Source organism: Leisingera sp. M658 (genome assembly GCF_025144145.1).
Classification (GTDB): Bacteria; Pseudomonadota; Alphaproteobacteria; order Rhodobacterales; family Rhodobacteraceae; genus Leisingera.
In genome coordinates, this window is the sequence record NZ_CP083546.1 from 1,154,942 (window position 1) to 1,168,407 (window position 13,466).

13 protein-coding genes are annotated in these 13,466 nt (G+C 63.8%); 8 read left to right on the plus strand and 5 right to left on the minus strand.

Features of this window, described 5'->3' with window-relative positions; translation table 11 throughout:
• Positions 1–69 precede the first annotated feature (69 nt).
• Positions 70–693, plus strand: coding sequence for an RNA ligase family protein (locus K3724_RS05775; protein ID WP_259990889.1), 624 nt, complete (start codon positions 70–72; stop codon positions 691–693).
• A 63-nt stretch (positions 694–756) separates the two neighbouring features.
• Here K3724_RS05775 and K3724_RS05780 read toward each other — a convergent pair whose 3' ends face one another.
• Together K3724_RS05780 and purE are read right to left on the minus strand one after the other, a co-directional pair.
• Positions 757–1,833 carry a 5-(carboxyamino)imidazole ribonucleotide synthase gene (locus K3724_RS05780; protein ID WP_259990891.1) on the minus strand — a complete coding sequence of 359 codons (1,077 nt, stop codon included), beginning with the start codon at positions 1,831–1,833 and terminating at the stop codon, positions 757–759.
• Positions 1,826–2,314: a 5-(carboxyamino)imidazole ribonucleotide mutase gene (gene purE, locus K3724_RS05785; protein WP_259990893.1), complete on the minus strand. Its 489-nt coding sequence runs from the start codon at positions 2,312–2,314 to the stop codon at positions 1,826–1,828. Before purE ends, K3724_RS05780 begins: the two co-directional genes overlap by 8 nt.
• A gap of 270 nt (positions 2,315–2,584) precedes the next feature.
• Here purE and K3724_RS05790 point away from each other — a divergent pair, with 270 nt between their 5' ends.
• Positions 2,585–2,899: a DUF1272 domain-containing protein gene (locus K3724_RS05790; protein WP_259990895.1), complete on the plus strand. Its 315-nt coding sequence runs from the start codon at positions 2,585–2,587 to the stop codon at positions 2,897–2,899.
• Positions 2,900–2,938: 39 nt separating this feature from the next.
• Here the strand turns inward: K3724_RS05790 and K3724_RS05795 are convergent, their stop codons facing one another.
• Positions 2,939–4,222 carry a uracil-xanthine permease family protein gene (locus K3724_RS05795; protein WP_259990897.1) on the minus strand — a complete coding sequence of 428 codons (1,284 nt, stop codon included), beginning with the start codon at positions 4,220–4,222 and terminating at the stop codon, positions 2,939–2,941.
• Positions 4,223–4,530: 308 nt separating this feature from the next.
• Here K3724_RS05795 and K3724_RS05800 point away from each other — a divergent pair, with 308 nt between their 5' ends.
• The gene (locus K3724_RS05800; RefSeq protein WP_311200210.1) at positions 4,531–6,501 is read left to right on the plus strand and encodes an FAD-dependent oxidoreductase; all 1,971 of its coding nucleotides are present in this window, start codon (positions 4,531–4,533) and stop codon (positions 6,499–6,501) included.
• Between the two features lie 179 nt (positions 6,502–6,680).
• On the opposite strand, the gene K3724_RS05805 is transcribed toward K3724_RS05800, so the two are convergent.
• Complete coding sequence (locus K3724_RS05805) at positions 6,681–6,905, minus strand: YdcH family protein (RefSeq protein ID WP_129370208.1); 225 nt, start codon at positions 6,903–6,905, stop codon at positions 6,681–6,683.
• A 181-nt stretch (positions 6,906–7,086) separates the two neighbouring features.
• On the opposite strand from K3724_RS05805, the gene K3724_RS05810 reads away from it, so the two are divergent.
• From K3724_RS05810 to K3724_RS05830, 5 genes are all read left to right on the plus strand, one after another.
• On the plus strand, positions 7,087–7,500 hold the full coding sequence (locus K3724_RS05810; protein WP_205877370.1) for an Hsp20 family protein: 414 nt from the start codon (positions 7,087–7,089) through the stop codon (positions 7,498–7,500).
• A gap of 5 nt (positions 7,501–7,505) precedes the next feature.
• Complete coding sequence (locus K3724_RS05815; RefSeq protein ID WP_129370209.1) at positions 7,506–7,730, plus strand: DUF1150 family protein; 225 nt, start codon at positions 7,506–7,508, stop codon at positions 7,728–7,730.
• Positions 7,731–7,844: 114 nt separating this feature from the next.
• On the plus strand, positions 7,845–8,987 hold the full coding sequence (locus tag K3724_RS05820; RefSeq protein ID WP_259990903.1) for a hypothetical protein: 1,143 nt from the start codon (positions 7,845–7,847) through the stop codon (positions 8,985–8,987).
• Positions 8,987–9,871 carry a PhzF family phenazine biosynthesis protein gene (locus tag K3724_RS05825; protein WP_259990905.1) on the plus strand — a complete coding sequence of 295 codons (885 nt, stop codon included), beginning with the start codon at positions 8,987–8,989 and terminating at the stop codon, positions 9,869–9,871. The genes K3724_RS05820 and K3724_RS05825 overlap by 1 nt, the downstream gene beginning before the upstream one ends.
• Positions 9,872–10,062: 191 nt before the next feature.
• Entirely contained in the window at positions 10,063–11,295 is a 1,233-nt protein-coding gene (locus K3724_RS05830; protein ID WP_409201402.1) for a 50S ribosomal protein L11 methyltransferase, read from the plus strand.
• Positions 11,296–11,366: 71 nt separating this feature from the next.
• On the opposite strand, the gene K3724_RS05835 is transcribed toward K3724_RS05830, so the two are convergent.
• The gene (locus tag K3724_RS05835) at positions 11,367–13,442 is read right to left on the minus strand and encodes a bifunctional sulfate adenylyltransferase/adenylylsulfate kinase (protein ID WP_259990909.1); all 2,076 of its coding nucleotides are present in this window, start codon (positions 13,440–13,442) and stop codon (positions 11,367–11,369) included.
• Between the last annotated feature and the right edge of the window lie 24 nt (positions 13,443–13,466).

The window sequence follows — 13,466 nt, forward strand, 5'->3', positions numbered from 1 at the left end:
TCTTGCCGCCTGGGTGCACTGCGGATAGGCTGCGTCGAATGACATTTCCATCAAACGAAATTTTCTGACATGACCCGAAAATACGGCCGCACATTTCACCTGCCGCAATCGCCCGGCGCCGCCAGTGATGACAAGATCATGCTGGATACTTCTGCCCTGCTGGCCGAGCCGGAGGTGATCATCACCGAGAAGATGGATGGGGAAAACACCACGGTCCACAGCGGCGGCTGCCATCCGCGCAGCCCGGATGCGCGGTATCACCCGTCGCGGGACTGGATGAAGGCCTTTGCTGCGGGCATCTCGCCGGGTTTGGCGCAAGGGGAACGGATTGTCGGGGAGTATCTTTATGCACGCCACGCCATCGCCTACGAGGCACTGCCCAGCTATTTCCTGGGGTTCGCCTGGATCTTGAACGGCGTGATTCAGCCTTGGGAAGAAACCCTGGCCCGGTTCGCAGAACTGGGCATTGTGAGCGTGCCGGTGCTGTACCGCGGACCGCCATCCGGGCAGGTGCTGCGCGAGACCATATCCGGCATGGATCTGGAGAGGCAGGAAGGCTGTGTGATCCGGACAGCCAGAGGGTTTGCCGAGGTGGACATGCAGAGGCTGCTGGCCAAATACGTTCGCGCCGATCATGTGCAGACTGATGTGCATTGGATGAACGCGGAAATCATTAGAAACGGTCTCATCTGAGACCGCCGCCTGTTTCTTTCTGGTCTTAAATACTCCCGGGGTTTGGGGCAGCGCCCCAATCCTTCAGTCCTGCGCTTTCACCACACGGTTCACATGACCCATCTTGCGGCCTGGCTTGGCTTCGGCCTTACCGTAGAGGTGGAGGGCGCAATCGGGTTCTTTTGCGAGCTCGGGGATGCGGTCCACATCATCTCCGATCAGGTTTTCCATCACCACGTCGGAATGGCGCCGGCCGTCGCCCAGCGGCCAGCCCGCGACGGCGCGGATGTGCTGTTCGAACTGATCGACGGTGCAGCCGTTCTGGGTCCAATGGCCGGAATTGTGGACGCGCGGGGCGATCTCGTTGACGATCAGGCCTTGCGGCGTCACGAACAGCTCTACCCCCAGAACGCCGACATAATCAAGCGCATTCAGGATCTTGCCCGCCATTAGCACCGCGTCCATGCGCTGGCCTTTGCTGAGGCGCGCAGGCACGGTGGTGCTGTGCAGGATGCCGTCGCGGTGGACATTCTCGCTTGGATCGAAACAGGCGATCTCACCGCTCACACCGCGGGCGGCGATGACCGAGACCTCGTGGGTGAAAGTTACAAACCCTTCGAGGACCGACGGCGCGCCTGCCATGGCAGCGAGCGCCCCGGCAGCGTCTTCAGGCGCCTTGATGCGGGCCTGGCCCTTGCCGTCATAGCCGAAACGGCGGGTCTTCAGGATTGAGGGCGCGCCGATCTCAGCCAGGGCGGCGTCGAGGCTGGCCTGGTCGGTGATGCCGTCGAAAGGGGCGGTTGTGAGGCCGAGATCCTGCAGGAAAGCCTTTTCCGTCAGCCGGTCCTGGCTGATGCGCAGCGCTTCGCGGCCCGGACGGATCGGCCTTTGCGACTCCAGCAGGTCCAACGCCGAAGTGGGGATGTTCTCGAACTCATAGGTGATCACATCGACGGCAGCGGCAAAGGCGGCCAGCGCCTCAGCGTCTTCATAACCGGCGGTGGTCACCTGATCGGCGACATGGCCTGCGGGCGGGTTGGCGCCTGGTTCAAAGATATGCGTCTTGAAGCCGAGGCGGGAGGCTGCAACCGAGAGCATCCGGCCAAGCTGGCCGCCGCCGAGAATGCCGATGGTGGCGCCGGGCTGCAGGGCTTCAGTCATCGGAGGGCTCCTCGGGGATGGAGGCGGAGAGCGCCTCGCGCCAATCATCCAGGCGCTGGGCAAGATCTGAGTCCTGCAGCGCCAGGATGCCTGCGGCCATCAGACCTGCGTTGGCAGCACCGGCGGCACCGATGGCCATGGTGGCAACCGGGAAGCCCTTGGGCATCTGCACGATGGAATACAGCGAGTCGACGCCTGAAAGGGCGCGGGTCTGCACCGGCACGCCCACAACGGGGACGCGGGTTTTGGAGGCGACCATGCCGGGCAGATGGGCAGCACCGCCGGCACCTGCGATGATCACCTGCAACCCGCGGTCGGCGGCAGATTTGCCGTAGCTCCACAGCCGGTCCGGGGTGCGGTGGGCGGAGACGATTTTGGCCTCATACTCAACACCCAGTTCATCCAGGATAGTGGCGGCTTCCTTCATGGTGGGCCAGTCGGATTGGCTGCCCATGATGATGCCTACTTTGATGTCGGCCATGGCTTGGTGGCTCCTGTCGCGGCTTATGGAGCGCGCACTATAGGGAAACTGGGGTTTGGTGCAATCCGGCTTGTCGCGGAAAACGGGCGGAATTGCCCCGTTTCAGGGGCTCTGGCGCTTTGCCGCAGGCGGCAAGCTCCCGCCCGCGCGGGGATGCAGGCAAGCTGCACCGCCTTGCGGTCGGGCGTGGCGCCGCGCGGCGGCGCGGCGCGGGAGGCTTGTGCAGGGCCGGAACCGGGGGCAGGGTGGCGGCCTGACAAGGAGAGCACGATGCTGGAGTTACGCCCCAATTGCGAGCTGTGTGACAAGGATCTGCCGCCGGATGCACCGGACGCGCGGATCTGCAGTTATGAATGCACCTATTGCGCGGAGTGTGCAGAGCAGGTGCTGGACAATGTCTGCCCCACCTGCGGTGGTGGCTTTGCGCCGCGGCCGATCCGGCCAAAGCGGGCCTGGCGGGCAGAGTTGAAGCTGGGGCTGGGCAACCATCCGGCCTCGACCGAACGGGTGCATTCGACGTTCACCCGCGCGGATATCGAAGCACATGTGGTGCGAATCCGGGATATAAAACCGGAGAAGCGGTGAGCGGAGCCGCCCGGCAGGCGGCTCCGGTTGTTTTCGGGATCAGTCCCGCTGTTTCGGCAGGATCAGGTTCAGCAAGAGGCCCGCAACGCCGGAGAGACCGATGCCCGCGAGGGTAAAGCCTTCGCCGAATTGCAGCGTCAGCCCGCCCAGACCGATGATCAGCACGGTGGAGATGATCACCATGTTGCGGGCCTCGGACAGGGCGTCGCCCAGCTTGGCCAGCACGCTGAGGCCGACCACGGTGACCATGCCGAAGAGCAGGATCATGATGCCGCCCATCACTGGCATCGGGATAGTGGCCAGCGCACCGGACAGCTTGCCCGCGAAGGAGAGCGCGATGGCGAAGAGCGCTGCCCAGGTCATGATCGCCGGGTTGAAGGCACGGGTCAGGGTGACGGCGCCGGTGACCTCGGAATAGGTGGTGTTGGGCGGGCCGCCTAAGATGCCCGCGGCGGCAGTGGCCAGGCCGTCGCCCAGCATGGTGTTCTGGATGCCGGGTTTCTCCATGTAGTCGCGCTTGGTCACATTGGAGATCGCCATGATGTCGCCGAAATGTTCAATCGCGGGCGCAATGGCGACGGGCAGAATGAACAGGATGGCGGCCAGATTGAACTCGGGCGCGACGAAATCCGGGACCGCGAACCAGGCGGCGCTGGCCAGCGGAGCGGTGTCCACCAGGTTTTGCCCGGTGACGGCGCCGAGGACCAGCGCGGCACCATAGCCGGCAGCGACGCCGGCCAGGATCGGCACCACGCGCATGATCCCACGGCCCAGAATAGCGGTCAGCATGGTGGTGCCGAGGGCAACAGCTGCAAGCAGAAGAGCGGTGTTTTTCGGCATCACCTGGGTGTCGCCGGCCAGGCCGGTGGCCATGTTGACCGCCACCGGCGCCAGCGACAGGCCGATCACCATGATCACCGGGCCGACCACCACGGGCGGCAGCAGCCGGTGCATGAAGCCCGCGCCAAAGGCGCGGATGGCAAAGCTGAGCACCACATACAGCAGGCCCGCCGCCGCCAGCCCGCCGGTGGTCGCCGCCATGCCCCAGGTCTGCACGCCGTAGATGATCGGCGCGATGAAGGCAAAGGAGGACGCCAGGAACACCGGCACCTGGCCGCGGGTGACGATCTGGAAGATCAGCGTTCCAAGTCCTGCGGTGAACAGGGCGACGCTGGGGTCCAGCCCGGTCAAAAGCGGCACCAGCACTAGCGCGCCGAAGGCGACAAACAGCATCTGGGCGCCGGTCAGCGCCTGTTTCGGGGAGAATTTGTAGTCGGTGTCCTGGGCTTCAGGCACCGGAGTGCGGTCGCTGGTGGCGGTCATGGTGATGCTCGTTCATTGGTTCAGCTGCTTGTGCGGAGGGGGCACCGGAATGGAGGCCGGGCACAAAATCCGGCTGCTGGTAAACGGAAAATCCGGCTTTGACCATCCGGTCAGACGGAGATTCCGCCAACCGCGGGCAAGGTGTCGCAACGGGGCCGGGAAATTGCCGGTTTTCTGCAAGCCGGATGGTGACCGGACCGGGCCTGCTGCACGTGGCAGCATTAAATGGACCGCGACCTATGACCTTGGACAATGACCCTCTCCTTCAGCCGCTGCAAATCCGGCATCTAAGTTTGCGCAACCGGATCATGAGCACAGCCCATGCGCCGTCGTTCCAGGAGGGCGGCCATCCGCGCGACCGCTACCGGCTGTATCATGAAGAGAAGGCGCGCGGCGGCATTGCGCTGACGATGATCGGCGGCTCGACCAATATCGCGCCGGACAGCCCATCGGTCTTCGGGCAGCTCTATGCAGGGGATGACAGTATCATTCCGTGGTTCAAGAAACTGACCGATGGGGTGCGCAAGCATGGCGCGGCGGTGATGTGCCAGATCACCCATATGGGCCGGCGTACTGCCTGGGATGACGGGCACTGGCTGCCGGTGCTGGGGCCGTCGGGGCGGCGGGAACGGGCGCACCGGGCTTTTCCAAAGGTGATGGAGCAGGAGGATATCTCCCGTATTATCAACGATTTTGCCGCCGCGGCACTGCGTTGCCGGGAAGGCGGATTCGATGGGATTGAGCTGCTGTCGCACTCACATCTGCTGGGGCAGTTCCTGTCGCCGCTGGTGAACACCCGCGAGGATGACTACGGCGGTTCACTCGATAACCGGCTGCGGCTGACGCTGCAGGTGCTGGAAGCGGTGCGGGAGGCCGTGGGGCCGGATCTGATCCTGGGGATGCGGGTCACGGGGGATGAGCTGGCGGAGGGCGGGCTGAGTGCCGCGGAATGCATCGCGGCGGCGCAGAAGATTGCCGCCACCGGCGCGGTGGATTTCCTGAACGTGCTGGCGGGCGCGCCTTATGATGACCTCGGCCTCGCGGGCTGGGTGGCGCCGATGGGGATGCCCGCGGCGCCGGATCTGAATGTGGCGGGCGCGATCCGCGCGGCTGTGGATCTGCCGGTGTTCCATGCCGGGGGCGTGGCCGATATTGCTACCGCCCGCCATGCCATCCGCGAAGGCCAGGCCGATATGATCGGCATGACCCGGGCGCATATGGCAGATCCCCATCTGGTGGCAAAGCTGCAGCGCGGCGAGGAGGAGCGTATCCGTCCCTGCGTGGCGCTGGGCTATTGCGTGGACCGGGTGAACCAGGGCAAGCCCGCGGTCTGCGGCCATAACGCCGCAACCGGGCGCGAGGCTGTGATGCCGCATGTGATCCCGCCTGCGCGGGAGCGGCGCAAGGTGGTGGTGATCGGCGGCGGCCCGGCGGGACTGGAGGCGGCACGTGTTGCGGCGGAGCGCGGCCACAGGGTGGTGCTGCTTGAGGCGGGCGGGCGGCTTGGCGGGCAGATGGTCTTGGCGGCCAAGGGCATGACCCGGCGTCAGATTTGGGGTGTAGCGGACTGGCTGATCTCGGAAGCGGAGCGGCTGGGTGTGGAGGTGCGGCTGAATACTTACGCCGAGGCAGGCGACGTGCTGGCCGAAAACCCGGACGCAGTGATCGTGGCCACTGGCGGCTGGCCGGAGCCCCGGGAGATCCCCGGCGGTGATTTGATCACCTCCAGCTGGGAGGTGCTGGGCGGCGAGGCAAGGGTACCGGGCGCGGTGCTGCTGCTGGATGAATGCGGTGATCACGCGGCCCTGGTCTGCGCGGATGCGATGGCCAAGGCCGGCTGCAAGGTGACGCTGGTCACGCCTGACCGGATGGCAGCGCATGATCTGGGGCCGGTCAATTCGGCGGTGGTGCTGCGTGATCTGGCGCGGCAGGGCGTCACGTTTGAGTGCTTTCTGGAGGTGGTTGCCGTGGCTACGGCAGGCAGCCGTAAATGCATCACCCTGCGCCATGTCCTGACCGGGGAAGTGACCGAGCGTGTGGCGGATCATGTGGTCAGCGAACATGGTATCACTCCGGCGGATGAACTTTACCATGCGCTGAAGCCGCTGTCGCGCAACCTGGGTCAGTTGGACCACCAGGCAATGATTGCCGGAACCAGCCCTTTTGCCGCCATCAATCCGCAGGGCAGCTTCTGGCTGGCGCGGGCCGGTGATGCGGTGTCAGGGCGCAATATGCACGCCGCCATCTATGATGCGCTGAGACTTTGCAAGGATCTGTAACCTGCAATCAAGCGGAACCGCAGCGCGCCGTCAGGCGCGCTGCCACGCCCAACACCTTCCGGTGCAGCCGGCTGCGCGGAGAAGGGGGCGGGAGGCCCTGTTGAAACTGTTAAGGCACTGCGTTCTGCAGTTTTGGTCCGGCGGTTTGGGCGCGGGCCTGCCTGGTGCCGGCGGCACTGTCAGGCGATAATATCCGGGGTCAGCCGGTCTTCGATCAAGGCGATCTTGTCCTTGAGGATGAGCTTTTGTTTCTTCAGGCGGCGGATCGTCAGCTGGTCGCTGGTCGGGCGCTCTTCCAGCGCGCCGATTGCTTCGTCCAGATCACGGTGCTGCCTGCGGAAAACTTCCAGCTCAACCTTGAGGACCTCATCTGTCTTCATCGACACATCTGTGGGTGCGTTCATTGGCGACTCAGTAAAGCTTAGGAATGAAGTGAGGCTGAAGATACTTCCTTAACCGCTTTTCCGCTAGACCTATGGGCACATGCTCTTGTGAAACCAGCAAGAACTTCCCATATTCTTCTGGAAGCGGCCGCCTGTTACGGGGCCGCGCGCATCCGTCGCTTTGGCATAAAGGACGAACACCGTGTCGAAACTTACCTTGGGCTCTTACCCGCATATGCTGGGGTTCGAGCAGCTGGAACGCCTGCTGGAACGCTCGGCGAAATCGGGCAACGAAGGCTATCCTCCCTATAATATCGAACAGACTTCCGATCATTCCTACCGCATCACCCTGGCCGTGGCCGGGTTCGCCGAAGAGGACCTGGCGATTACCGTTGAGGACCGCCAGCTGGTGATCCGCGGCCGCCAGCGCGACGACAGCGAGGGGCGGGTGTTCCTGCACCGCGGCATTGCGGCGCGCCAGTTTCAGCGCATGTACGTGCTGGCCGATGGCGTCGAAGTGGGCGAGGCGGTGATGGAAAACGGGTTGCTGCATGTGGATCTGACCCGTGCCCGGCCCGAAACCGTGGTTCAGACAATCAACATCAAAAAGGGGTAAGAGCAATGCATACACCGTTTGATTTCAGCCAGGGCGCAGACCGGACCGTTTATGTAAAGGCGGTTGCGGTGGCAGATCTTCCCAAAGACGTGCAGGACAGCGCGGGCGGCCATGCGCAGCTTTATGCGGTGCATGACGCGGAAGGCGGCCAGCTGGCGCTGGTGGCCGATCGGCATCTGGCCTATGTGCTGGCGCGGCAGAACGACATGACACCGGTTTCGGTGCATTGACGTCCGGGTAACCGGGGCGCATCCACCCGAAAGCGCTTGATTTTTTCAACAGCAGGCTCCCATTTTGGGGGCCTGAATTGTTTTGAGGCATCAGGTTCAAGGAAGGCGCTTTTCATGTTCCGTACAATCCGCCCGATCGCAGCTGCTTTGGGATTTGCCCTGCTGGCCGTTCCCGCGGCTGCCGATCCATTTGTCAAATGCGTGCAAGGGCATCTGGCGGATCTGGGATATGATCCCGGCCGCCGTGACGGGGCGCTGTCGCAGGCAACACTGCGCGCCTGGACGTCCCTGCGGCAGATACCCGCCGCGGCAAAGGCCGGGCATTTGGCGGGCCTGCCTGCGCTGACGCAGAAAACCGCGATCCATTGGTGCCGGGAGCTGCCGGCGCTGAAATCCGGGCTGGAAAAACACTTGCCGTCGGCAGCGCCGGTCCAGGTTCTGGCAGATTCGCCGAACGCAGAAAAAGGCGTCCGGCAAGCCTATGAGCGGACCCTGCGGTTCATGGACAGGGAATACGGTATCGTCCTGGCCGGCAATACCGGCATCGCGGCTGCAGGAAATACCAAGACAGTTCAAACCTATGTGCGCCGTCTGCTCAGCCAGATGTCCAGCGCCCGGTTCAACCCGGATGCATCCATTGCCGCCCATTGCAACAAACCCTTTGGCGTCGCGGGGGCTGCCTATCTGAAGTTCATGTATATCTGCTGGGACAATCCGCATCAGGCGGACAAGGCCTGGCTCAAGCGCTCGCGCAAATGGCTGGGGATGATGATGGCGCATGAATACATGCATCTGGTGCAGGCGGAACTGGGCGGTGCCCGTGCAGAAGGGTTGAACGGGGCGGCGGTGCGGCGCCGGATGGGGCCGTCCTGGCTGGTGGAGGGCAGCGCCGAGCTGGTGGCGGCGCGGTTTGGAAAGAAGGCCTTGCGCCTGCGTGCGCCGGGCCTGTCCGAGCTGCGGGATGCGTCCCTGAAATCGACGCAAAGCCTGAAGGCGATGCGGGCGTCTAGGACGGTCCGTACCGAAGGCGACTATGACTTTTCGCATTTTGCAGTGCATATTCTGACCCGGATACATGGCGAGGATGCCCTGTTTGGGTTCTGGCGGCAGCTTAGCACCGGCAAGAGCTGGGATCAGGCATTTCAGGAGGCATTCGGCACCGGCTTGGGCGCATTCGAGGCGCAGGTCATGGAGCTGCGCAAGACACCGGGGGCCGCAAAGGCCTATATTGCGCAAATGCGGCGGAGGAACGCGTAATGACAGATTTCAACTTTGACTGGGTGGACGCCTTCTCGGGCCGCGCTTTTGGCGGCAATGGCTGCGCGGTGGTGCATGGCGGCGCGCATCTGCCCGAGGCTGTCTGCACCGCTTTCGTGCGGGAGACCTCGCTGGTGGAATGCACCTTTACCGGCCCGTCCGAGGTGGCGGATGTGAAGGTGCGCTATTTCCTGGCCAGCCGCGAGATCCCCTTTGCCGGCCATCCGACCATTGCCACGGTGGCGGCGATGCGGGACCGGGGGCTGGTGGCCGGGGACAGCATCACGCTGGAAACCGGGGCGGGGATTGTGCCGGTGACGCTGGAGGGTGATCTGATTTCGATGACCCAGGTGGCGCCCCAATTCGGCCCCTTTGCCGATCCCGCGCTGGTGGCGGCGGCGGTGTCGCTGCCGGTTGAGGCGATCGTGGGCCGCCCGCAGAAGGTCTCGACCGGGCTGCCGTTCTGCGTGACGGTCCTGCGCGACCGTGCGGCCCTGGAGGCGGCAGAGCTGAACCTGGAGGCGCTGGCTTTGCTGGGTAATTCCCTGGGTGCCGACGGCATCGACATGATGGAGCCGTTTCTGGTGGTGCTGGAGGGCGCGACAGAGGCCGGTGATACGTTTTCGCGCCTGCTTATGGCGCCGCCGAGCCCGCCGGAGGATCCGTTCACCGGGTCCGCGACCGGCGCCATGGCGTCGTATCTGTGGCGTCACGGGCTGATGGAAAGGTCTGAGTTTACCGCCGAGCAGGGCCATGGCCTTGGCCGACCCGGCCAGGCACGGGTGGCGCGGATCGGGTCTGCGGAGGCGATTGAGGGCGTGCAGGTGGCGGGCGAAGGCTTTGTGCTGATGCGCGGCACGGTGGATTTGCCGGACAGCGTTTAGGTTTCAGGGGATCTGCGGCAGCGTCCTGGCAGATCGTGCTGCGGGTAATAGGGTAATTTGAACGCGGAGGGCGCGGGGGCTGCTTTTGTCCAAGGGGGCGGCGGCCCGCGCTATTCCTTTACCGAATTTTAGAGGCGCATGGCGGATAGTCTCAAAAAACCGCATTTGCCTCAAAATAGGGAAAGTAAGAATTGCTTCAAAATCAGACGCCCCAACCGCCTCAATTGCGCCGGCATCCGGACACGCAAGAAGCAGAGAGACTGGTCCGGCTGGCAAAATCCGAATCCCTGGGCGATGGCGGCATCCGGACCTCGCAGATCCTATCGGACGCGCTGGCGGCAGACCCCTGCCACCACGAAGCGCAGGTGCTGCAGGAGCGGCTGCATCAGGCGTTTGTGCCGCGCTGGCATTTCCCGATGCTCGCCGACAAGGCCCGCAACCGGGCCTATGCCCAGGCCATCGCGGCCAAGGTGCGGCCGGGCGATGTGGTGCTGGATATCGGCTGCGGTGCGGGTCTGACGGCAATGCTGGCAGCACGGGCCGGTGCAAAACATGTCTACACCTGCGAGCAGCAACCGCTGATTGCCGAGGCCGCAACCCGTGTCATCGCGCAGAACGGTTTGAGCGGCCGCATAACGGTCATTCCGAAATGGTCCCACGATATTGTCATAGGCAAGGATATGCCGGAACAAGCGGATGTGGTGATCTCAGAGATCGTCGATACAGTTTTGCTGGGCGAGGGGGCGCTGGCGACACTGACCCATGCCATGGGCGCGCTGGCCAAACCGGATGCGCGGGCGGTGCCTGAACGGGGAACGCTGAAGGCGCAACCGGTGGAAAGCGGTGATTTGCTGGACCTTTGGCGTCCGCAGGAGGCGGAAGGGTTTGATCTGAGCGCCTTTCACCCCTTTGCGCGCATGGCCCAGCTGACGCCGAATGATCTGGAAACCTGTGCGCTGCGGCCTTTGGGGATGGCAACGGATCTGTTTCAATTTGATTTCACCCGGCCGGACATTAACCCGGCGCGGGCCGCCAAGGATCTCGTCTGTGCCGGCGCCGGCACCATTCATGCGGTCTTTGTCAGTTTTGAGATGGAACTGGCCCCCGGCATTCTGGTGGCAAACGGTTTGCAGTCCGGCGGCCATTGGGGGCGGACGGCGTTTCTGCTGGATCAGCCGGTGATTGCGGAGGCCGGCGCGCAGTTGCGGGTGACCGCGCAGCATGACGCGTCGCAGCTGAGCCTGTCGGTGCACGGATTGGCACCCCGCGCCGGGGATGCGGAATCCGCTGCCCTGTGGATGACCGGGGCACGCAAAGGCGGGTACACTCTGCGTGTCCGCGACCGGCTTACTCCAGTGGAAAGCGCGGTCTGGGCTCCGCAGATTGCCAAAGGTTCCGGCAATCAGGCGCAGTCTTTCCACTAAGCAGGCTGACGGGAAACGGAAGCGGCCCGCCAAATGGCGGGCCGCTTTCTTGTTTCTTTAGGCTGTCCGGATCAGCCGGAGATCAGACCCATGCTTTCCAGCTTGAGCAGCACCTGGTGGGCGCAGTTGTCGACGTCGACGTTTTCAGTCTCGACCGACAGTTCGGGGTTCTGCGGCACGTCGTAGGGGTCGGAAATGCCGGTGAACTCCTTGATCTTGCCTTCGCGGGCCAGCTTGTACAGGCCCTTGCGGTCGCGGCGTTCGCATTCCTCGATCGTGGTGGCGACATGCACTTCGACAAAGGCGCCGAAGCTTTCCACGTCTTCGCGCACGGCGCGGCGGGTGGTGGCATAAGGCGCGATCGGGGCACAGATTGCGATGCCGCCGTTCTTGGTGATCTCAGACGCCACATAGCCGATGCGGCGGATGTTGAGATCGCGGTGCTCTTTCGAGAAACCCAGCTCAGACGACAGGTTTTTCCGCACGATGTCGCCATCCAGCAGGGTCACGGGACGGCCGCCCATTTCCATCAGTTTGACCATCAGCGCGTTGGCGATGGTGGATTTGCCGGAGCCGGAGAAGCCGGTGAAGAACACCGTGAAACCCTGCTTGGAGCGCGGCGGCTTGGTGCGGCGCAGTTCCTTGACCACCTCGGGGAAGGAGAACCACTCGGGGATTTCCAGGCCTTCGGCCAGGCGGCGGCGCAGTTCGGTGCCGGAGATGTTCAGGATGGTGACGTTGTCGCGGTCTTCGATCTCATCGTTCGGCTCGTACTGGGCGCGCTCCTGCACATAGACCATGTGCTTGAAATCAACCATTTCGCAGCCGATTTCGGACTGGTTGGCGCGGTACAGCTCCTGGGCGTCGTAGGGGCCGTAGAAGTCTTCACCAGCCGAGTTTTTGCCGGGGCCTGCGTGGTCGCGGCCAACGATGAAATGGGTGCAGCCGTGGTTGGCGCGGATCAGACCGTGCCAGACAGCCTCGCGCGGGCCGGCCATGCGCATGGCAAGGTTCAACAGCGACATCGAGGTGGTCGCGGCCGGGTATTTGTCCAGCACCGCCTCGTAGCAGCGCACGCGGGTGAAGTGGTCGACGTCGCCCGGTTTGGTCATGCCGACAACCGGGTGGATCAGCAGGTTGGCCTGGGCTTCCTTGGCGGCGCGGAAGGTCAGCTCCTGGTGGGCGCGGTGCAGCGGGTTGCGGGTCTGGAACGCAACCACTTTGCGCCAGCCGACTTTGCGGAAATAGGCGCGCAGCTCGTTCGGGGTGTCGCGGCGGCCGCGGAAGTCATAATGCACGGGCTGCTGGATGCCGGTGACCGGACCGCCGAGATAGATCTTGCCGGCCTGGTTGTGCAGGTAGTTGACAGCCGGGTGCGCGTCGTCATCGGCGCCGAACACCTTTTCCGCTTCGCGCGATTTGTTCGGCTCCCAGCGGTCAGTGACGGTCATGGTGCCCAGGATCACGCCTTCCTGGTCGCGCAGGGCGATGTCCTGGCCGATTTCGATGCTGCCGGCAAAATCTTCGGACACATCCAGGGTGACCGGCATCGGCCACAAAGAGCCGTCGGCCAGGCGCATGTTTTCGACAACACCGTTGTAGTCGTCTTCCGACAGGAAGCCTTTGAGCGGGTTGAAGCCGCCGTTCATCAAAAGTTCCAGGTCGCAGATCTGGCGCGGGGACAGATCCCAGCTGGTCAGGCCGGCTGCTTCGATCTTCAGTTTCTGCGCGCTTTCGTAGGAAACATAGAGCTCTGGAATGGGAGCCAGGTTGCTTTGCATAGGATGAGTCCTGTGTTTGAGAGGGGGCAGGCCGCTTGCCGCGCCTGTAAGTTCCGCGTGCAGCGCGTTGTATTCTGCGAGCTTGCGGGCGAGGAATTGATCGGTGAGACGCATTTTTTCCACCGCGCCCCGGGTGGTCAGCGAATAGGCAAACCGCTGGCGCTTGTCGGGGCCGGAACGGCTGCTGATGGTGATCAGTCCGGTCTCTGCGGCACTGCGCAATTGCGTGTTCAGCCCGCCTAGGGAAATTCCGAGCGCCGCAGCCGTGGCCCGCTGCGACGCATCCGGCGCCGCATCAAGCTGGCGCAGGAGCCGGAAGAGCAGGTCTTCCTCGTCAGGGGTGGATATGGTCTGGGTTTCTGGCACGGCTCAACGGATCAAAGTGTGTTC

Excerpts from the sequence above, each read along its gene's own strand:
- K3724_RS05775 (WP_259990889.1), top strand. The coding sequence starts at position 70 with ATGACCCGAAAATACGGCCGCACATTTCACCTGCCGCAATCGCCCGGC.
- K3724_RS05780 (WP_259990891.1), bottom strand. The coding sequence starts at position 1,833 with ATGACTGAAGCCCTGCAGCCCGGCGCCACCATCGGCATTCTCGGCGGC.
- purE (WP_259990893.1), bottom strand. The coding sequence starts at position 2,314 with ATGGCCGACATCAAAGTAGGCATCATCATGGGCAGCCAATCCGACTGG.
- K3724_RS05790 (WP_259990895.1), top strand. The coding sequence starts at position 2,585 with ATGCTGGAGTTACGCCCCAATTGCGAGCTGTGTGACAAGGATCTGCCG.
- K3724_RS05795 (WP_259990897.1), bottom strand. The coding sequence starts at position 4,222 with ATGACCGCCACCAGCGACCGCACTCCGGTGCCTGAAGCCCAGGACACC.
- K3724_RS05800 (WP_311200210.1), top strand. The coding sequence starts at position 4,531 with ATGAGCACAGCCCATGCGCCGTCGTTCCAGGAGGGCGGCCATCCGCGC.
- K3724_RS05805 (WP_129370208.1), bottom strand. The coding sequence starts at position 6,905 with ATGAACGCACCCACAGATGTGTCGATGAAGACAGATGAGGTCCTCAAG.
- K3724_RS05815 (WP_129370209.1), top strand. The coding sequence starts at position 7,506 with ATGCATACACCGTTTGATTTCAGCCAGGGCGCAGACCGGACCGTTTAT.
- K3724_RS05820 (WP_259990903.1), top strand. The coding sequence starts at position 7,845 with ATGTTCCGTACAATCCGCCCGATCGCAGCTGCTTTGGGATTTGCCCTG.
- K3724_RS05825 (WP_259990905.1), top strand. The coding sequence starts at position 8,987 with ATGACAGATTTCAACTTTGACTGGGTGGACGCCTTCTCGGGCCGCGCT.